Here is a 20,969-nt window from a genome sequence, read left to right as displayed (position 1 = left end):
AATTATGAAAAAGTCGTTGACAAGTAATATTAATAATAATAATATTTTTATAAATCAAACGAAGAGGTCGCAACTAACAAAAGTACCTAGTGGAGTTTCTGCAAAAACGGTGAAGCTAGCGAAAGGGGCGGTTGCCGAAGCGTTAATTATTGCGGTAGTTAATCGGCTGGGACGTAATCTAATAAATTACGGACTGTCGCAAATTTAAATTTGCGGAGCGCTATCGCCAAAACTGAATCAGATCAAGGTTTAATCTGAAAGACTCTTTTGTACGCTATGCGCGTATTAAAGGGTCTTTTTCTTTACCAAAAAACGGGGGTTATTAGATGTCAACGAATGATTATTACCAGACGAATGATCAAGGTCATTTAATGATTGGAGGTGTAGATGCACTTAAGCTAGCCGAAAACTTTGGCACGCCATTGGTGGTTTATGATGTTGCCCAAATTAGAAAACAGTTCAATGCACTTAAACAAGCTTTTGTTGCTGGACAGGTTGATTATGCCATCAGCTATGCTAGTAAAGCTTTTACCTCGATTGCAATCTATCAAGTAATCAACGAATTGGGTGGCCACATTGATGTTGTTTCAGGTGGAGAACTGTATACAGCGTTGAAAGCCGGCTTCCCAACGGAAAAAATCAGTTTTCATGGTAATAATAAAACAAAAGATGAACTGTTAATGGCCGTTGAAAATAATGTTGGGGTAATCATTCTAGATAACTTTCAGGAAATTGAACTCCTGAAGCAAGTACTGCATGAAACAAACAAAAAAGTGCAAGTAATGCTCCGCATCACTCCTGGTGTGAGTGCACATACGCACGAATATGATCAAACCGGTCAAGAAGACAGTAAATTTGGGTTTGATGTTCGTTCGGGTCAAGCAGAAAAAGCCTTTTTACAAGTTGAAGCGGAAGAGCAAATGGAGTTGATTGGACTTCACGCTCACATTGGTTCACAAATCCTTGAAACTGAAGGTTTTAATCTTGAAGTGGAAAAATTGATGCAGCTAGTTCACGAATGGAAGCAAAAGTATGATTATCAGCCACAGGTTCTAAATTTAGGCGGCGGTTTTGGCATAAGATATACTGCTAAAGATCGTGTGATTGGGCTAGGTACATTTGTTGAACAAATCATTGCCAGTGTCCGTACATTAGCTGAACAGTATCAGTTAAACGTACCAGCAATCTGGGTAGAACCCGGGCGCTCAATTGTTGGTGAAGCAGGATATAGTCTTTATACCGTTGGCTCCAGAAAGGATGTGCCAGGTTTAACTCCTTATGTGACCGTTGATGGCGGCATGGGTGATAACATTCGACCTGCGCTTTATCAAGCAGAATATGAAGCACTGGTTGCCAAGCGACCAGCGGCTGAACCAGTTGAAAAGGTCCATTTAGCAGGACGCTATTGTGAATCTGGTGACATTTTGATTGATCAGGCATGTTTACCAAAAACTAAGCCAGGGGATGTAATTGCTGTTCTTGCAACTGGAGCATATGGTTACAGCATGGCTTCTAACTATAACCGTGTTCCAAGACCAGCAGTTGTTTTTGTAGAAAATGGACAAGCACAAGAAGTTGTTACACGTGAAACCTATGACGATTTAATTAAGAATGACCGTTTTTATCAAGAAAAGTGAGGATATCAAATGAAAAATATGTCAGCGACAGAAATTATTGATTTTATTGCCAATGCGCCTAAGAAAACTCCCGTTAAGATCTATGTTAAGGGCGACTTGGAGGGCTTGAAGTGGCCTGTAGAAGTAAGAACATTTATCGAGGGTAATTGCGGTGTTGTTTTTGGTGACTGGGATGATCTGGTACCTTTTTTACGAACAAATGCGGCAAAGATTAATGACTATCAGGTTGAAAACTGCAGCCGCAACTCCGCAGTACCCCTTTTAGATTTAAAAAATATTCAAGCAAGAATTGAACCTGGTGCCTTGATCCGTGAACAAGTAAGTATCGGTAAAAATGCGGTCATTATGATGGGAGCGGTAATTAATATCGGTGCTGAAATTGGTGATGGGGCAATGATTGATATGAACGCCGTTTTGGGCGGACGTGCAATTGTTGGAGCTAACAGCCATATTGGTGCTGGTGCCGTTGTAGCGGGTATAGTCGAGCCTGCTTCCGCCGAACCAGTCAGGATTGGACAAAATGTTCTAGTTGGTGCTAACGCCGTGATTTTAGAAGGGGTTCAAGTTGGTGATAATGCTGTGGTTGCCGCAGGTGCGGTCGTGACAAAAGATGTTCCGGCTAACACTGTTGTTGCAGGCGTCCCAGCCAAAGTTGTTAAAAAAAGAGACGAACAAACTACTGACAAAACTAAGATTGAGCAAGATTTAAGAAAGCTGTGAGTTAATGTTAACTACTAGTCAACTGATTCAAATTCGTCGTGACTTACATCAAATTCCCGAAGTGGCATTGCAAGAGCATGACACCAAGCAGTATTTATTAAAGGTTATTCAACAATTTGATCAGCAATTTTTACAGATTAAAACTGTTCCTGAGTTGCCAACTGCCTTACTGGTAAGAGTGCAAGGAAAGCAACCTAAAAAAACGATTGGTTACCGAGCTGATATTGATGGACTACCAGTAAAAGAAAAAACTGGGTTAGCATTTTCTTCAAAAAATGAGGGAAAAATGCATGCGTGTGGTCATGATATTCATATGACAGTGGCATTAGGAATTTTGAATTACTTTAGTGAGCATCAACCACAAGATAATTTGCTTTTCTTCTTCCAACCTGCTGAAGAAAGCAAAAACGGTGGCAAACTAGCATATGAACAGGACGTTTTTACTGGTGAGTGGCGACCTGATGAATTTTTTGCATTACATGTTACGCCTGACTTACCAGCAGGAACAATTGGGTGCCGCAACGGAACACTATTTGCTGGCGCTGCAGAAATTAACATTGATCTGTATGGTCAAGATGGTCACGCTGCATATCCACAGCGTGCAAATGATATGGTTGTAGCAGCAGCTGCATTAATTAGTCAGATTCAGACAATTGTGGCGCGCAGCATCGATCCAATTGAAAGCGGCGTGATAACAATTGGCAAGGTTCGTGCGGGCACAATTAGAAATGCAATTGCTGGTCATGCACACCTGGAAGGTACGCTTCGCGGCTTGACTCAAACGATGATTGAACAAATTGAGAAGCGTTTGCGTGAAGTAACAGCCGGTATCGGTCAAAGTTTTGCAGCTAGGGCAGAAATTGAAATTAACCAAGGTGGCTATTGGCCGGTCGAAAATGATCCTAAGATTACCGCTGAATTTATTGACTACATGAAAAATAACCCAGCAGTTAAGTATCAAGAAACTGAGCCGGCAATGACAGGTGAAGACTTTGGTTATTTACTTGCCCAAATTCCTGGAACAATGTGCTGGCTTGGCGTGGAAGATAACTCTCAGCTTCATTCCGCTACTTTCAGTCCACAAGAAAGTGCAATTGAGGCAGGGATTAAAGCAATAGTCGGCTTTTTCGAAGAGCACATGTAAATGACTAATAATGAAAGGAAAAACTATGACAGATTTTACTAACGCTGATTTACTAACTGCGTTGATCACACCATTTAATGAACAAGGCGAAGTTGATTATCCCGGTTTAAAAGAATTAACAGAACTTTTGCTTGCTACAGGAAGTCGCGGTTTTGTAATTGGTGGTACGACTGGTGAAACAGCTACGATGAACCATGATGAAAAAATCGAGCTTTATACCCGATTTGCAGAAATAGTTGCAGGTCGAGTACCAGTGATTGCAGGTACAGGTAGCAATAACACTGCTCAAACGGTCGATTTCACAGAGGAAGTTAGTCAAATTTCAGGCATTGATATGGCCTTAGTTGTTACGCCATACTACAACAAGCCCAATCAACGTGGAATCAAAGCGCATTTTGAAGCTGTTGCCAAAAAATCAAAGGTTCCACTAATGATTTATAATATTCCTGGTCGTACGGGTGTAAAAATCACTAAGGAAACTGTTGTTGAATTGGCAGCTAATCCTAATATTGCTGGCGTGAAGCAATGTACAGAAATAGAAGACTTGGAATATATCGTTGAGCATGCGCCAAGTGACTTTTTAGTTTATACCGGTGAGGATGCGCAGGCACTCAGCGCTAAAACTTTAGGAGCAAGAGGCGTAATTTCTGTTGCTTCACATATTTATGGCAAAGCAATGCGCCAAATGTATGATGATTTGGAAGCTGGTAATGTGGAAGCAGCTGGAGCACTACAACGAAAACTGACACCAAAAATGGCTGCATTATTTATGTACCCGTCACCATCTCCAGTTAAGGCGGTTTTAAATGCACAAAACTTACCAGCAGGGGGATGCCGCTTGCCAATGATTACTTTAAATGAAGAAGAGAAAAAGCAATTGGCACTACATTTGGGCTTAAAGGAAACGGCATTACTGCATGAGTTACCAGTAGAACTAGGAGTAGATTAATGAAACGAGTTTTTATTGCTGGCGCGACTGGATCAATGGGAAAGCAAGTTGTGCAGCTAGTTGAAAAACAAGCAGATTGTGAACTGGTTGGTGTATTAGCACCGCATGCTAAGAAAGATGGGGATTTTGTTAATACTGTCCAGTGCTTTGACCAACTTGATGAGATTGAAATTAATGCAGATATTTGGATTGACTTTACTACTCCTCAGGCTGTTTTTGAAAACGTCAAGTTTGCTTTAAACCACCAAATGAGACCAATTGTCGGTACAAGTGGGCTGACAACTGAGCAAACAGAAGACCTGCAAAAAATTGCAGAAGACCAACAGCTAGGCGGGGTTATTGCGCCAAACTTCGGGCTGTCTGCTGTCTTACTAATGAAATTTGCCCAAGAGGCTGCACGTTACTTTCCAGATGCAGAAATTATCGAAATGCACCATGCCGATAAGCTTGATGCACCTTCAGGAACGGCGATTAACACCGCAAAGATGATTGCCGAAGGTCGAAGCGGATCAGGTTCAATAGATACTAACAATGATGTAAGAGCTCGCGGAGATCTTTATGATGGTGTTCCCATCCATGCTGTCCGCTTGCCAGGTTATGTTGCCCACGAACAGGTTCTTTTTGGCGGACCTGGTGAGGCCTTGACCATTAGACAAGATTCATTTGATCGATCATCTTTTATGCAAGGTGTAAAAGTTGCACTCGATCAAGTGATGAGCTTATCCAAACTGGTTGTTGGTTTGGAAAAAATTCTATCAATATAAGGAGGAAAAAATGCCACATTTAGCTTCAGATTTAACCCCAACTACAAGTGTTCCGCTGACTCAAATTCCAGCTTCAGGTATCCGTGCATTTGCGCAAAAGGTTGATGATATACCAGATTTAATTAAGTTGACATTAGGAGAGCCAGATTTAAATACGCCAGAGCACGTCAAAAAAGCGGCAGCTCAGAGCATTTTAGACAATGACTCCCATTATTCAGCACAAAAAGGAACTTTGAGACTTCGCCAAGCGATTAGTGACTTTCTAAAGCGGAAGCAAAATATTTCATATGATCCGGAAAATGAGATCGTTGTAACGGTAGGGGCGACTGAAGCAATTGCTGCAGCAATGCTGTCGTTAATTCAGCCAGGAGACCAAATTATTGTTCCTACGCCTTCATATGCCTTGTACTTCCCACTGCTTCAATATGTAAAAGCAGATTTAGTTGCAATTAATACAGCGGATACGGACTTTGTCCTGACGCCTGAGGCCTTAGAGCAGACTTTACAAAGCCATCCGCAGGCGAAGGCAATTATTCTCAATTATCCGACTAATCCAACTGGTCGTGAATGTTCAGAAGAAGTGTTAAAGCAGTTAGCACAAATCATTGAAAAACATCACTTATACGTAATTTCTGATGAAATATACGGCGAATTGACTTATGACTTTGAACACATCTCAATTGCGCGCTATATTCCTGAACGGACCCTAGTAATCAATGGTTTGTCAAAGTCACACGCAATGACTGGCTACCGAATTGGATACATTGTAGGACCAACAGAATATATTAGCTTGATTGCCAAAATGCATGCCTTTTTGGTTACTGCACCATCTAATCCGGCTCAGGCAGCTGCCTGTGAAGCATTAGAAAACGGTGATGAAGACCCAATTGAATCACGTCAAATTTATCATAAAAGGCGTGACTATATCGTTGATGCACTTAACGAGATGGGATTAAAGACGATGGTTAGTGAAGGGGCATTTTACGTTTTTGCCAAAATTCCTGAAGAATATGGAACAGATGATGAAGCCTTTGCATTAGATTTAGCGCATGAGGCGAAAGTTGGTGGTACACCAGGAAGTGCTTTTGGAGATGGTGGACAGGGCTATATTCGCTTTTCATATGCTGCTAGTGATGAGGACTTGCATGAAGCAATGGCACGAATAAAACGATTTTTGGCAGAAAAGGATGATCATCAATGAGAGAATATGTTGTTGCAATACTGGGTGCAACCGGTGCAGTTGGTCAGCGGCTGATTAGTGAGCTTGAACAATCCAGTATACCGGTTAAAAAACTAAAACTATTAGCGTCAAAACGTTCAGCAGGTAAAAAGTTAAAATTCAAAAATCAAGAAATTACAGTTGAAGAAGCCCAACCGGATTCATTTAATGGTGTAGATCTTGTTTTATCATCTGCTGGTGGCGCAGTTTCAAAAAAGCTGCTACCAGAGGCCGTTAAACGTGGTGCAGTTTGCGTTGATAACACGAGTGCTTATAGAATGGAAGATGACGTGCCACTAGTTGTTCCCGGAGTTAATGATAAGGAACTAGCTAATCATCATGGTATTATTGCCAATCCGAACTGTTCAACCATTCAGATGGTTGCAGCTCTTTATCCGATTTATCAGCGGTGGGGAATTAAGCAGATTATTGTTTCAACCTATCAAGCAGTTTCAGGTGCTGGAAAAGCGGCGTGGGATGAAATGCTGAACCAAGCTCAGGCAAGACTGAATCACCAAGACTTGAAAGCTGAAATTTTGCCGACTGCAGCGGATAAGCGCCATTATCCAATGGCATTTAATTTGCTGCCGCAGATTGATGTGTTTGAAGATGATGGTTACACGCATGAAGAGTGGAAAATGATTCATGAAACTAAAAAGATTTTGCTTAATGATCAAAATGCGGGTGAAATTAAAGTAACCGCAACTTGTGTGAGAGTTCCAATTGAAATTGGTCACGGTGAAACAGTTTATTTTGTTGTAAAGGATTCGTCGGCAACTACTGCTGAAATACAAGAAGAGATTGCTAAAACATCCGGTTTAGTTTTGCAAGATGATCCTAGCAAACAAGTTTACCCGCAGCCACTTTTAGCAGCTGGTAAACGAGAAACCTTTGTTGGGCGTATTCGCCAAGATCAAGAAAATGATGGTGCCTTTCAGATGTGGGTTGTTGCGGACAACCTATTGCGTGGTGCAGCTAGCAACACAGTCGAAATTGCAGAGTGTCTTGTACGCGATAACCTAGTACATCAAACAAATTAAACATTTATCAAAAAGCCACAGGAAAACCTTGTGGCTTTTTATTGTTCGTTTTTAATGGTTATACATATATATTTTTATTTTATATAAAACCAAGCTGAAACAAAATACAAACTTTTAAAAGCTATATAAATAAATATATTCGTATTTTATCTTGACAGAATGCTGAAAAATAGATAATCTAGAATCAATCGGAGGTAATATATGAATCGGAAAACCGCAGTTTGGTTACTAATACCTGCATTCTTTGGCGTCTTGGTTTTTACCTTTTTTCCATTAATTGAAATCGCAATTCCAACATTCCAGAGTCGAGCAGGTTTTTTTGCGCTTTATACACAGTTTCTTAAAAGCTCTTATAACTGGACAGTAATCGGAAGAACATTTTTGATTGCAGTTTTAACAGTGATTATTGTTTTGATTCTTGGATTACCCATCTCGTTATGGATTGGAAGACAGAAAAAGACAGTTAGACAGGTACTAAACTTACTAATTCTCTTTCCAATGTTAACTAACGCTGTTGTTAGAAACTTTGCTTGGATTATTATCTTGGGTCGTGATGGCATAATTAACAAATTATTGCTTTCACTCCATTTAATAAAAGCACCGCTAAACATTCTATATACCAATACGTCGATTATTATTGGCTCGGTTTATCTGTTTTTGCCAATCATGATTAATACTTTGATTGGTAGTGTTGCAGAATTAAATGTCGAAATTGAAGAGGCTGCTGCTGTTTTGGGCTCCAGCCCATGGCACACTTTATTCAAGGTTATTATTCCTCAACTTGCTACAAGCATTTTAACGGGATGTATTCTGGTTTTTGCCGGCACAATGACAGCATATACTACACCACAAATCCTTGGTGGTAATCGTCATTTGGTGATGGCTACTTTAATTTATCAACAGGCCATGACATTAGGAAATTGGCAAAATGCCAGTGTAATTGCCTTGATCTTAATCGTTATCTCAGCTCTTTCGATGTGGCTCATGAAGCGGTTAAGCTATCGCCTAGACCGGAGGATGACTAATGCTTAATCGTAAAAATAAAACGTTAACCATTATTTCACTTATTATTCTGGCGTTGATTATGTTGCCACTGATTCTAGTGGTTATAACTTCATTTAATAATCAAAGCTCGATTTCCTTACCAATCACAGGTTTTACCCTTTCGTGGTATAGCAATATTTTTCAGCAACCTGATTTTATTACTGGCTTTGAGTCAAGCCTATTGGTGGCACTAATCGCCAGCTTTTTAGCCTTGATTATTGGCATTCCTGCTGTATATGCTTTAACACGCTATAATCTGCAACATGCGGCTTGGTTCCAATCATTTTTTCTAAGTCCGACTTTAATTCCTGAAATTGTAATTGGCTTTGCGCTGTATCAAACGGCTGTTATTACCTTTAAATTGCCAGTTTTTATCAGCTTAATTATTGGTCACTTTCTCCTGTGCTTACCGTATGTCATCCGGCTAATCACAGCCAGTATGTTGATGATGGACAGTCATATTGAGGAAGCAAGTTGGGTCTGCGGCTGTTCACCTAAAAAAGCATTCTTTTTGATTGTTTTACCTAATATTAAGTCTAGTATCATTGCGGCCTTTATGATGTGCTTCATCAATTCGTTCAATAATATTCCAATTTCATTATTCATGAATGGGCCATCGCTTACGATGCTGCCACCAGCAATTCTAAACTATTTGCAAAACAATTATGATCCAACTGTTTCTGCAATTTCAGTTGTTTTAATGGTCTTTACAGCGCTAATGATGTTCTTAGTTGAAAAAGTAATTGGCATTAGCAATATTACTAAATAGGGGTTTTGAGTGTGGCAAATTTAGAAGTAAAAAATTTAGCAAAATCATATGATGGTAAAACTAAAGTTTTGCAGGATATATCTTTTACAATTGAAAATGGTGAATTGGTTTCAATTTTGGGGCCGTCTGGTTGTGGAAAAACTACAACTTTAAGAATAATTGCGGGTCTAATTCAAGAAACTGCAGGACAAATTTTAGTTAATGGTAAAGACATTACCAAAACACCTGTGTATAAACGCAACTTTGGGATGGTGTTCCAAAGTTATGCCTTATTTCCACATTTAAGTGTTTTCGATAATGTGGCGTTTGGCTTAAAAATGCACAAATTACCAAAGCAGGAAATTAACGAAAAAGTGACCGGAATACTTGAAATGACGGGTTTAAGCGACCTAGCAAGTCAATTTCCGGCACAACTTTCTGGAGGACAGCAACAACGAGTTTCCTTGGCAAGGGCGCTAGTTACCAATCCAGAGATGCTATTGATGGATGAGCCATTAAGTAACCTTGATGCTAAATTGCGTTTAAAAATGCGTGAAGAGATTCGTAAATTACAGCAAGAAATGAAGATGACAGTTCTTTTTGTCACACATGATCAACAAGAATGTTTTGCAATTTCTGACAAAGTTTTAATTATGAATCAAGGACGAATCGAACAATTTGACCGTCCCGAAAATATTTTTCATCATCCGCGTACTGAGTATGTGGCTCGGTTTATTGGTTACGACAACTTTATTCCAGTTAATGCAGACAACCGTGAGGATAGTTATCATATTGCAGTCAAGGGCATGAGATTAACAACTGAAGAAAATAATGAGAATGCAAAAGTTCTTACCATTCGCCCCGAAAACATTCAATTGAACGCAGATAGTACCGAAAACACTTTGACTGGTACGATTACTGGTCGTGAATATTTGGGACAAAGTTTTAAATACACTATTCATTCAGAATTGGGTGACTTCCAAGTTGAGGAAGCAAGACAGAAGATGCGCAGTTCAGGGGATGAGGTCAAACTCACACTCCCAGCTAAGCATCTTCATCCATTGTCAGAGTAGATATTCAGGAAGGTTTTTTATTATTATGAAATTCAAAAAAGCTTGCTTGGCAGCTGCCAGCTTTATCGTTGCCGGAACTGCTATTGTAACCACGGCTTGTTCATCTAGTACAAATAGTGGTAAATTGGTTGTATCAACCTTTGGTTTATCAACGAAGCAAATGCGTTCGGATGTTCTTGATCCTTATGCTAAGAAAAATAATGTGAAAGTTTCTACGCAATTTGGTGATAGTTCAACTCGTTTAACGCAGATAGAACACAACCCTAATTCAACAGTTGACGTGATTGAGTTAGCACAAAATAATGCGATTACAGGTTCTAAAAAGAAACTGTTTAAAAAGTTAGATTTTTCAAAAATTAAAAACTTTAAGTATTTATCGAGCGATCAACAAAAGCTAGCTAAACAGACTAATACTGTGCCATACACTGTTAATAGTTTAGGGATCATTTACAATCCAAAGAAAGTTCAAATCAAAGATTGGAATGACTTATGGTCAAAGAAACTAAAGGGTAAGATTGCCGTACCAGATTTTGCAACAACTTTTGGTCCTGCAATGCTCTATGTTGCAGGTGACCATGCTAATGTTGATGTGACTAAGGATGATGGTAAGGCAGCGTTTCAGGCAATGAAACAGTTGAAGCCAAATGTTGTAAAAACTTATGCACAAAGTTCAGATTTGAGTAATATGTTTAAGACAGGGGAAATCACTGTTGCAGTTGTTGGTGACTACGCCGTTGGAATGTTGAAAGCGACAAATCCAAGTTTGAAGTACATGGTGCCAGCTTCAGGTACTTATGCAAACTATGACAATATTGCGATTTTAAAGAATAGCAAAAATGCAGACGCTGCTTACAAGTACATTGATTTTAGACTAAGTAAAGAAAACCAGAAAAAAGTTGCTGGTGCTAAGTCACTTAACAATGCACCAGTTAACTCACAAGTTGAATTGTCACCTGCAGAGGCAGCAAACAAGACTTACGGTGACATTGCTAAAAGAGCAAAGACAATTGATTTCTTCTATGTGAATAGTCACATGTCTTCGTGGATAAGTCAGTGGAACAAGATAATGAATCAGTAATAAGGAAAAATAAAAGAGTTGGCTAAAACCAGCTCTTTATTTATGGGAGGCAAAATGACACAAGTTGATCTGTTGATTAAAAACGGCCATATTTTTAATGTGTTTCTGCGTAAATTTGTTGACACACAAGTAACAGTCAAAGACGGAAAATTCTATTGGATTAATACAGATTTGCCAGGAATTGAAGCAAAGAAAACACTTGATTTAAAAGGTAAGTACTTAATTCCGGGATTTGTTGATGCTCACATGCACATTGACTCTTCAATGACTACGCCAGCAATTATGGGTCAAACGATTTTAAAATACGGTACAACGACCATTGTGGCGGATGACCATGAAATAACCAATGTTGCTGGTATTAAGGGACTCAAGAACTTTATTGATGAGCCAGCACCAATTGATATTTTCTTTGGTATTCCTTCGTCTGTGCCTTCGACTAATCCAGATATGGAAACAACTGGTGGCCAGATAGGTGTCAAAGAAGTTCAGGAACTACTTAAAGATCCCCGATTTATTTGTTTGGGTGAGGTGATGAACTTTAAAGGGATGACATCACCACGTGAAACATTAATCAAAGATATTATCAAAACTTGCCGTCAAGAAAAGCCTACATTACCATTAGAAGGACATGTTCCAGCATATGCTGGTGAAGATTTGGCTAAAGTTTTGTATGCAGGTATCACTACTGATCACACTCAACAAACGGCAGATTTAGTTAATGAAAAAATTCGTAACGGGATGTTTGTTGAAGTACAGCTGAAGTCAATGCACCAAGAAGTAATTGACACAATTATTGAGCATAAGTATTTTGAGCACGTGGCCCTAGTGACAGATGACTCAATGCCAGACACTTTACTGCACAGTCATTTGAACCATTTGGTTAAAAAAGCAATCGAAATGGGGATGACACCAGAAGAAGCAATTTATATTTCAACATACACACCAGCTCGTCATATGGGATTATGGGATCGCGGTGCAATTGCCCCTGGTAGAGTAGCCGACTTTGTTATTTTGGATGATCCAAGTACTTTGTCAATTGAAGCAGTTTACAAAAACGGGATAAATGCTGAAGATATTGAAACAAAAACTGATTACCAGTTTTTACCGGCGTTACGTCATTCAATCAATGCTCCTAAATTAACCAGTGAAGACTTTGTGCTCAAAACAGACTTGGTAAGTAATGGCGACGTATTGGCTAATGTCATTCAAATTAACCCAGTTGGTACTTTCACAAATCATATTCAAGTTAAGTTAGAAGTAGAAAATAATATTGTTCAATGGCAAAAAGCAGGCCTAGCTATGATTCTTGTACAAGACCGTTATAACGGTGAAAAAGGTCGCTATAGTGTTGGCCTGGTTGATCGCGGCATCCTCAAGGACGGTGCAGTAGGCGCCACCTGGGCACATGATCATCATAACTTGATGGTAATGGGAACCAACACAAAGGCAATGCTTAAAATTCAACATCAATTAATTGAGCAGCAGGGTGGTTATATTGCTGCTAAAGGTGAAGAAATAGTTGCTAATGCTGAGCTACCAATTGGTGGAGTTGCTAGTGACCAACCAATGCAAGTGCTCGGTAGTGAAATAGGTAAAATCCGCAAGACAATGCAAGAACTAGGATATAAAAATACTAACGAGATTATGTCCTTCTCAACGCTGTCTCTGCTTGTTTCACCAAGCTTCAAAATTTCAGATAAGGGTTTATTTGATGTCAAAAGTCAGCAAAAGTGTCCTTTACTTGAAGAAATTAAATAAGCGTAGTTACTTAGAATTCTAATTTGAGTGATTATAATTTACAAAAGTTAAAGTGCTCCATGATAGTTAGACACACAAGCTAATTATTATGAAGCACTTTTTTAATGATTATAAATTCTAGCTATAGCAATAGTAGCTTAAAGAACTAAGCCAAAGGTATTAATCAATCCACTTTTTCTTTTCTTCTAGTTCCGCATTTTTCAAAGCTGTAAAAATTTTTTGAAAATAGGGCTTTTGCTCGTAGCCCTTTCGATAAGCAATGCCATTTTCAAACGATAACTTATAATTTAACAAAATAAAATCAAGTTTTTCATTAACTTTATCGTAAAGAATACTTGGAACAATCCCTAAGCAACGATTACTGGCACAAAAAATTTCGAGTACCACTTCATCACTAATACTCTTGAAATTGAATTCCGGATATTTTAATGATAGTTCAAATTTAAAATGATTAATGAGAGGCAAAGGTGGAACTGAATTCCAGATGTAAACATCTTGCTTAAATAAGTCTTTGATACCTATGTTTTTTTTCTTACTTAAAGGATTTTTCTTTGAGGCAATAACAGAAAGGCCAGACGAAAAAACAGGTTTAAAAGTAATTTCTTTTTTATCAATAAAAAAGTCGTTTTGATATAGGACAAAATCATATTTACCCTGAATTAATGAGGTTGATATGCCGTTACCATCATTAGGATCAAAAATTTCAAGATTAATTCGTGGTTGCAAACTATTATCTAGATCTTGAATAAATTTTGAAAGAAATTCTATTTCAAACAGTGATCCAGTAAAGGCTATAGTAATAGGTTCAAGTGCTTTTAAATTGCTATTTTTAATATCCGTAACAGTATCATCAATGTCTTTATATATTCTTTTGGCTTTAACGTAAAAAAATTCTCCACTAGTTGTTAGCTCTATTCCACGTCGACCAGGCTTGATTAATTTTGTACCCAAAAAGGTTTCTAACTTATGTATATTTTTAGAAACTGTTGATGGAGAAACAAATAGTTGATTAGCAGTTTGTGTAATATTTCGAGTTCGGACTAATGATAAAAAGTATTTGATTTGATTAGTATTCATAATTTACCTGAAGATAATTAGCAGCTTTTCCAAAATGGAAAAGCTGCTTTCTGTAATGTCTGATGAAAGTGCTTAACCCAATGCTAACATAAATGTGATAAAAGTAATTAACAAAGGAGAAAGGATAAATGAGTAATAAACAGAAAATATATCCATGGCTAATGATAGTCACTACAGGACTACTTTGTGGTATCGTGGCGGGTGTCTTTACACAAGTTATGGGCCTATTTTTAACACCACTAGCTAACTCAATTGGCGGTGGAAAATTGGGCTCAGTTTCTTACTATTATACCGTATTAATTTTGGCAACAGCCGTTGGTACAACGCTAGTTGGTAAGTTTATTCACAAAGTTAATGTTTCAATGATTCTTTTAGGATCCATTGTAGTTGCAGCAGTTTCAACATGGCTATTTTCAATGGCTAATAGTGTTATTGCATTTTATATTTTAGCTGCGATTGTTGGTATTTGCTGTGGTTTCAGTGGTTATGTTGTCCAAGGTGTAGTAATAAATAATTGGTTTGTTAAAAGAAAAAACTTTGCTTTTACAGCAGGTGCTTTCTTTAACACAATTTTTTTAGCAGTTATTACTCCAGTTGCTTCACAAATAATTCAAAGTAACGGTTGGCGGAGAGCTTTCATCATTTTGGCAATCATAATGCTAGTTATCGGAATACCATGTTCTTTGTTTACTAAAGTTGAGCCAGCTAAATTAGGTCTGTTGCCTTATGGTGTCTCCTCCCAGGCTGAGTTGGCCCAAATTAACGATGATGCTGATGCAGAAGCTGGAAATAGCTCGAATACAAGTAAGGTGCTCTTCTCTTTATCATTCGTCTTAGTTCTAATTTTCTTCTGCTTCAATGAATTTGCGGGTAACATGACATCACTTTGGCCATCATTTGCTGAAGGAATCGGCTTTGGTGCAAATGTTGGTGGCTTAATTGCAACCATCATTACTGTAGCTGATTTAGCTATGACCCCATTATTTGGTGTAACAACTGACCACTTTGGCGGAAGAAAGGCACTTCCATGGTGGCTACTTCTAACTATTTTGGCACCAATTTTGATGATTATTGCTAACCAAACCAGAATGATTCCTTTGGCTTTAGCCGCAGCCATTCCAGCAGATGCAATTTCAGTTGTAATGGGCTCAGGTGAACAAGTTTTTGCCAAAGATATCTTAGGTAAGGACTTTGATGCAGGCTATTCATACGCTAGTTCTATTACTTATGTTGTTAGTGCGTTTGCTACACCAGTTTTAAGTAATATTGCAGATGCAACACACAATTGGAACATTGTAGTTGGAATTGTTGCGTTTTGCGAGTTAGTCGTTTTGTTAGCAGTAATTTATGGCGAAAATAGAGCAAAAAGATTAGCAGATTAGGAGAAATAAAATGAACACAAACGAATATGATGTAATTGTGGTTGGTGCCAGCAATGCTGGTGGCATGGCAGCATGTGCAGCTGCTGAAAAAGGTGCTAAGGTTTTAGTAATTGATAAAATGAAAAGTACTAACTTTTTATATCGCTTATCACTTGCTGCGGTCGGGACAAAAGCACAGAAAAAAGCAGGAATTGAAATTGATAAGTATCAATTAATCAATTACTTATCTGCTTTTGCCCAAGATAACGTTGACCAAAAGTTACTTTGGACATGGGTTAATAATAGTGCTTCTACAGTTGATTGGCTTGAAGACAATGTTTTAAAGCCTCATGGTGCTCACTTATATCCTGAAACAGACGCACATTATCAGACCTTAATTAATACAGCTTTTCCTACAGAACACGATGTTACCAATGATAAGCATGAGGATGTCTTTTATGGAGACTGGGTCGTAGAAAAAGCTAAAGAGCTTGGTGCAGAATTTTTGTGGCAAACTAAATTAGAGCATCTAATCACAGAAGACGGTACTGTAACTGGTGTATTAACAAAAAACACTAAGACATCAGAATTAAAAGAGTTCAAAGCTAAGAAGGGTGTCATTATTTGTTCTGGAGGATATGGCTCAAACGAGGCCTTAATGCAAAAATGGAATCCACTTGGCTTGAAGAAAAATGTTTACTCCGATAGTCCACGTGATGATGGTTCTGGTCAATTAGCGGCTGTTGAAGTCGGTGCTTGGCGTGATGAAGAACCAGCTGAAATCATTTTTGATCGCGGGTCTGTGCCAGTAGGAACCAATACAAACGAATATTACGTTAAGTCTTGGGAAGATATTGGTTATTTCTGGATGGGAAGCTACCCACTTTTGAAATTGAACTTAAATGGTGACCGCGTAGGTAACGAAAGTGCTCCTTATGAATTTGATATGAATAGAGCAACTAAGCAACCAGGCTATTTGCAAGTAGCGATTTGGAATGATGCAACAATGGATAATTTAGAACAGTTCCATACTTTAGGCTGTGCACGATTGAATTGGCCAGGTTTTTATAATACCGATGAAAACAAAGAAGAAATAAACACTAGAATAAAAGAAGGCTTTGTTCAAAAAGCAGATACAGTTGAAGAACTGGCTAAGAAGCTAAACTTACCAGTTGAAAATCTAAAAAACAGTGTAGATAACTATAATAAGATGTGTGCTCAGGGGAAGGATACAGAGTTTGGTAAAGAGAGCTTTAGACTTCTGCCACTTACAGAAGGTTCATATTATGGTGCTGTGTATGGTGGACGCTTATTAGCGACATTGGATGGTCTTAGAGTAAACACAAAAATGCAAGTACTTAATACACAAGGAAACGCAATTCCACATTTGTACGCTGCAGGTAATGCTAGCGGTGGATTTTTCTGGGGGTCATATCCAGATCATGTTCCAGGCTTAACTGCTAGTCATGCTCAAACTTTTGGCAGACTAGCTGGACAACAAGCCGCTTTATAATTAGTTGTTTAATTTTAAACAATGTTTATTGGAAAAAACATTAGGGAGTCCAAATTAGCTAGGATTTATCCGTGGTTAATTGTCTTGGGATCTGGACTGCTGATGAGCTTACTTGAGTATACTTACACTTTACTATTTAGTTTGTTTTTAAATCCATTAGTAGAATCTTTGAATAGCAGAATGTCAATAGTAGCGCTGTATTACACATTAATTAGCTTTTCAATTTCAGCAATGCTACCAATAATTAATCGAGTAATTGACCGAATTAGTTTGAGCAAAATCACCCTTACTGCCGTTATAGTTGGCACTATAAGCATATGGCTCTTTTCAAAAATTAATCGAATTTGGGAGTTATACTTACTTGCGATTGTTGTAGGAATTTGTAGTGCTACTTGTGGAACTGTAGTCCAAGGTATAGTTCTTAATAATTGGTTTGCTAAAAGAAAAAATTTTGCTTTTACAATGGGGTCATTTGTTTCGACTATTTATTTGTTGATTATGACACCACTGATAACTTATCTCATCAATATTTGTGGTTGGAGACAAACAATGCTAATTCTTGCCTGGATGACGCTAATATTAGGAGTGCCATGTGCACTGTTAATGAAAGCAAGTCCACAAATGATTGGATTGAAGCCTTATGGGCTAAGTGATGATGAAACAGGGAAAACAGATAAGGGGTATCTGGCCAAAAAAGTAGATCCAAAAAAGATAATTTTTTCGCGACCGTTTATAATTACACTAATCTTTTTCATAGCAATTACTTTTGCTTCTAATATGAGTCAACTTTTTCCAACCTATGCAGTTAAAGTCGGTTTTGGAGCTACAGTAGGCGGATTAATGGAAACAATTATGACAGGTGTTGATATTTTAATTACACCCTTGTTTGCAATAACTACTGAAAAATTTGGTGGTAAGAAAGCTCTCCCAGTATGGACTTTTTTGGGGTTATGCACTTTTCCTCTTTTAATCTTGGCAACAAATAAGCATATAGAAGCCTTTGCACTTATTAGTGCAATCGGTGCGGATATTCTAACAGATATTTATGGACCCGGTGAACAGATTTTTGCTAAGGACATTCTAGGAACAAATTTTGCTAAGGGCTATTCGTATATTAATTCGATTACTTATTTGGTGGGTGCATTTGCAGTGCCGGCAGTTAGTCTAGTTTATGAATTATCATTGAATTGGAATTTTGTCTTTATGTTAGGAATAGGCTTATTAGTATTAATGCTAATAATGCTAGCATATGGTTATTGCAAAGTTAAAAATAAATAGAAGAAAAGGGGCTGCCCAGCTAATTACTGAGCACCCCTTTTTGTTAATGGTAAATTTAAAGCTCCTGCTACGCATTTACTATATTATCAACAGCATTTCTAGCTGAGTAAATACAGTAGCCTGCATGAGTTCCACTAACTTCAACACCATATGTGTCGCCATAGATGACTCCAGAGCCGTCACTTCCAATTGCATATAGATGCTTTATTTCATGTCCATCGTTGTCAATAACTTCATTGTTGACGTTAACTTTCAGCCCATCACCCGTCGTAAAAGCACCAACTTCCATTTCTAATGCATAGAATGGCCCCTGAGTAATTGGTAATAAGTATTTTGCAGGTTTACCAAAATCAGTATCTAATTCAGTAGCTGCCATCTTATTGTACTTATTAATGCTTTCAACAAGATTAGGAGCTGAAATCTTTTCAGCAAGGTCTGCTAGAGAATCACTTACAGTAATGAAACTAAGCTTCTTGTCCAAGGCAACCTTAATTTCTTTTTTCAAATTAGGGTAATTAGGTAATTCATAAAAGGGATGTAAATCTAACGGAAAACTCTTTTCGGTGAAGTCATCAATCGTTTTTTGATCAAAAATAGCAAAAACCCGATCTTGACGTAGCATTGAGTTCCCTTCATTGGCCCAATTGGTCACGCAGTCATATTCATTAACAAAACGATCACCGTTTTCATTAATCCATAAAACTGGCTCATCACACACTGCGCTACCAAGATTCCAGTCAGAGAGTTCGTAGGCTGGTACCTGATTAGTTTTATCATAAATTTGGCCACCAAAATTCATTGTCATTCCGGTAAAGAACTTTCGTGCACCCACTGACCAGGCCATTTGTAAGCCATCGCCAGTGCTTTTTCCAGAATTTACGGCCACAATTTTTTGAGGATTATACTTATGCGCATTGGCCATTAACTCAGGATTGTTTAGATAACCTCCTGTTGCCAAAATGACGTCTTTAGCACTAATCGTCTGAGTCGAATTGTCGGTAACATTAATTAGATTAAGCTGAAAGCTTCCAGAAGAAGTAGTAGTTAGTCCTTCTGCACGTGTGAGCGTCTTAATTTCCACTCCTTTAGATTTAATATAAGGTTCCAAACCATCATGGATAGCTTTATCACCATATCCTTCAAAAAGATGCCAAGTCGCAAAACCGGTCCCCATATTAACGACGTCTTTAAATTTTACTCCATGCTTTTCCAGCCACTCGATATTTTCTGCTGAATGTTCAATGTACTTTTTCCAAATTAAGCCGTTGGCTTCATAATGTGAATAATCTAATTCAGCTTGGAGAATACTTTCTGGTGTGATATCGATCCCTGCCTGCTTTTGCATTTTGGATTGAACTGCAAAAACACCTTCAACATAATTGCCAGTTCCACCGGTAGTTCTACCTTTTTCGACAAGTAATGTTTTAAGGTTTTTATCTGCTGCCTCTGTTGCTGCTGCAAAGCCGGACAAACCTCCACCAATAACTACAACATCATAATTATCTGTCATTTTGCTTTTTTCCTTTCTACTATTACACATTAATAGTATTCCCTGGGAAATAAGTTGGTTTTTAAAAATTAGAATATGCTATTACTAAAAGGAATAATAAAATGAATTTCACACAACTTCGCTGTTTTATTTACGTTGCTGATAACCTAAGTTTTACGACAGCAGCACGCAAACTTAATTTCTCACAATCAGCAATTTCCAAAAACCTTAACGATTTGGAAAAAGAACTTAAGACCCGTTTACTTGTCAGAAACCCTCATAAGATTGCTTTAACTTTAGATGGTGAGTATTTTTATCAAGTTGCAGTTAATATTCTTAAAGAAAAGGATAATGCAATTTTAAATATCACTAAATCGCATCAAAAGGAATTGTTTGGCAACGTGAATATAGGTCTGGATTATTCGCCTTTTGAGCGGGCCTTTCTACCTACTTTGATAAGGCAATGTAAACCAACCAGTTTTGACTTTACAGTTAATTACTTAGGTGATTATGTTTCTCAACTAACAGATGGCAAGGTTGATATTGCTATTCTTTCCGATGATATTATTAAGAGTGCTTCAGGACTGAATTTTGTTTCTCTAATTTCTGGTGAGTTTGTCTTAATGTATAACGCAAATGCTAACTTTGATTTTGGCAAAAAGGTGAGTATTACTGAACTGAAAAACACTTGTGTATTAGTTCCCTTTACTGATCGCTCATATCCAAGTATTTACCACCTTAATCAAGTGCTATGCCAAAAACTTAATGCAGAAAATATTAAAACAGTTGATAATTATTTTTTGATGTACGATTATATTTCAGCTTCAGTAAATCAAGTTGCAATTATGCCTAATTTTGTAGTTGACCTTAATAAAAAGGGATTTAAATACTCTTATTTAAACTATAGTGATCCTTTTTCCTATGGAGTGGCATATCCGATGCATAAAGAGAATGATACGTTGTTTCAAAGAATCATAGCCATACTAAAAGAAATAGTACCCACTAATATACTGCCTAAATAAAGCTGTTTAGGTATTGGTGACTTTGATATTCTAACTTGAACAGTTTCTATAAAAC

Annotated in this window: 18 protein-coding genes and 1 riboswitch; of the genes, 16 read left to right on the top strand and 2 right to left on the bottom strand. The window is 37.9% G+C overall.

All coding sequences use genetic code 11. The annotated features are described in order from the left end of the window. The first annotated feature begins 53 nt into the window (after positions 1-53). Positions 54-231, top strand: a riboswitch (Lysine riboswitch). Between the two features lie 95 nt (positions 232-326). The 12 genes from lysA (at position 327) to H3T48_RS01840 (ending at position 13,174) form a co-directional block, all read left to right on the top strand. Further along, complete coding sequence (gene lysA, locus H3T48_RS01895) at positions 327-1,637, top strand: diaminopimelate decarboxylase (RefSeq protein WP_198188107.1); 1,311 nt, start codon at positions 327-329, stop codon at positions 1,635-1,637. Positions 1,638-1,646: 9 nt separating this feature from the next. Further along, the gene (gene dapD, locus H3T48_RS01890) at positions 1,647-2,357 is read left to right on the top strand and encodes a 2,3,4,5-tetrahydropyridine-2,6-dicarboxylate N-acetyltransferase (protein ID WP_198188105.1); all 711 of its coding nucleotides are present in this window, start codon (positions 1,647-1,649) and stop codon (positions 2,355-2,357) included. Positions 2,358-2,361: 4 nt separating this feature from the next. Then, positions 2,362-3,501 (top strand): N-acetyldiaminopimelate deacetylase, encoded by a 1,140-nt coding sequence (locus tag H3T48_RS01885; RefSeq protein ID WP_198188103.1) that lies wholly within the window; start codon positions 2,362-2,364, stop codon positions 3,499-3,501. A gap of 25 nt (positions 3,502-3,526) precedes the next feature. Beyond that, the gene (dapA, locus tag H3T48_RS01880) at positions 3,527-4,450 is read left to right on the top strand and encodes a 4-hydroxy-tetrahydrodipicolinate synthase (RefSeq protein ID WP_198188101.1); all 924 of its coding nucleotides are present in this window, start codon (positions 3,527-3,529) and stop codon (positions 4,448-4,450) included. Continuing rightward, a complete protein-coding gene (gene dapB, locus H3T48_RS01875) occupies positions 4,450-5,214 on the top strand; it encodes a 4-hydroxy-tetrahydrodipicolinate reductase (protein WP_198188099.1) in 765 nt (254 codons plus the stop codon). The genes dapA and dapB overlap by 1 nt, the downstream gene beginning before the upstream one ends. Before the next feature lie 10 nt (positions 5,215-5,224). Continuing rightward, positions 5,225-6,415, top strand: a complete 1,191-nt coding sequence (locus tag H3T48_RS01870; protein WP_122036279.1) for an aminotransferase class I/II-fold pyridoxal phosphate-dependent enzyme — start codon at positions 5,225-5,227, stop codon at positions 6,413-6,415. Next, complete coding sequence (locus tag H3T48_RS01865; RefSeq protein ID WP_198188098.1) at positions 6,412-7,473, top strand: aspartate-semialdehyde dehydrogenase; 1,062 nt, start codon at positions 6,412-6,414, stop codon at positions 7,471-7,473. The genes H3T48_RS01870 and H3T48_RS01865 overlap by 4 nt, the downstream gene beginning before the upstream one ends. A 201-nt stretch (positions 7,474-7,674) precedes the next feature. Further along, positions 7,675-8,505: an ABC transporter permease gene (locus H3T48_RS01860; RefSeq protein WP_198188095.1), complete on the top strand. Its 831-nt coding sequence runs from the start codon at positions 7,675-7,677 to the stop codon at positions 8,503-8,505. Continuing rightward, positions 8,498-9,286, top strand: a complete 789-nt coding sequence (locus H3T48_RS01855; RefSeq protein WP_198183488.1) for an ABC transporter permease — start codon at positions 8,498-8,500, stop codon at positions 9,284-9,286. The genes H3T48_RS01860 and H3T48_RS01855 overlap by 8 nt, the downstream gene beginning before the upstream one ends. 11 nt (positions 9,287-9,297) lie before the next feature. Continuing rightward, a complete protein-coding gene (locus tag H3T48_RS01850) occupies positions 9,298-10,338 on the top strand; it encodes an ABC transporter ATP-binding protein (RefSeq protein WP_198188093.1) in 1,041 nt (346 codons plus the stop codon). Between the two features lie 25 nt (positions 10,339-10,363). Continuing rightward, positions 10,364-11,416, top strand: coding sequence for an ABC transporter substrate-binding protein (locus H3T48_RS01845; protein WP_198188091.1), 1,053 nt, complete (start codon positions 10,364-10,366; stop codon positions 11,414-11,416). Between the two features lie 54 nt (positions 11,417-11,470). After that, positions 11,471-13,174, top strand: a complete 1,704-nt coding sequence (locus H3T48_RS01840; RefSeq protein ID WP_198188090.1) for an adenine deaminase C-terminal domain-containing protein — start codon at positions 11,471-11,473, stop codon at positions 13,172-13,174. A gap of 159 nt (positions 13,175-13,333) precedes the next feature. On the opposite strand, the gene H3T48_RS01835 is transcribed toward H3T48_RS01840, so the two are convergent. Beyond that, entirely contained in the window at positions 13,334-14,251 is a 918-nt protein-coding gene (locus H3T48_RS01835) for a LysR family transcriptional regulator (protein ID WP_074426224.1), read from the bottom strand. A 128-nt stretch (positions 14,252-14,379) separates the two neighbouring features. Here H3T48_RS01835 and H3T48_RS01830 point away from each other — a divergent pair, with 128 nt between their 5' ends. From H3T48_RS01830 to H3T48_RS01820, 3 genes are read left to right on the top strand one after another with little or no spacing between them, the layout of a single operon-like run. Then, positions 14,380-15,633: an MFS transporter gene (locus H3T48_RS01830; RefSeq protein WP_074426225.1), complete on the top strand. Its 1,254-nt coding sequence runs from the start codon at positions 14,380-14,382 to the stop codon at positions 15,631-15,633. A 10-nt stretch (positions 15,634-15,643) separates the two neighbouring features. Next, positions 15,644-17,125, top strand: coding sequence for an FAD-binding protein (locus H3T48_RS01825; RefSeq protein ID WP_198188087.1), 1,482 nt, complete (start codon positions 15,644-15,646; stop codon positions 17,123-17,125). A 21-nt stretch (positions 17,126-17,146) separates the two neighbouring features. After that, entirely contained in the window at positions 17,147-18,403 is a 1,257-nt protein-coding gene (locus H3T48_RS01820) for an MFS transporter (RefSeq protein ID WP_198188085.1), read from the top strand. Between the two features lie 67 nt (positions 18,404-18,470). On the opposite strand, the gene H3T48_RS01815 is transcribed toward H3T48_RS01820, so the two are convergent. Further along, positions 18,471-19,913 (bottom strand): FAD-dependent oxidoreductase, encoded by a 1,443-nt coding sequence (locus H3T48_RS01815; RefSeq protein ID WP_198188083.1) that lies wholly within the window; start codon positions 19,911-19,913, stop codon positions 18,471-18,473. Between the two features lie 101 nt (positions 19,914-20,014). Here H3T48_RS01815 and H3T48_RS01810 point away from each other — a divergent pair, with 101 nt between their 5' ends. Beyond that, positions 20,015-20,914: a LysR family transcriptional regulator gene (locus H3T48_RS01810; protein WP_198188081.1), complete on the top strand. Its 900-nt coding sequence runs from the start codon at positions 20,015-20,017 to the stop codon at positions 20,912-20,914. Positions 20,915-20,969: the final 55 nt, after the last annotated feature.

It is taken from the genome of Lactobacillus sp. M0403 (assembly GCF_016101265.1).
Taxonomy (GTDB): domain Bacteria; phylum Bacillota; class Bacilli; order Lactobacillales; family Lactobacillaceae; genus Lactobacillus; species Lactobacillus apis.
This window is presented reverse-complemented; position numbering and strand designations above follow the sequence as displayed.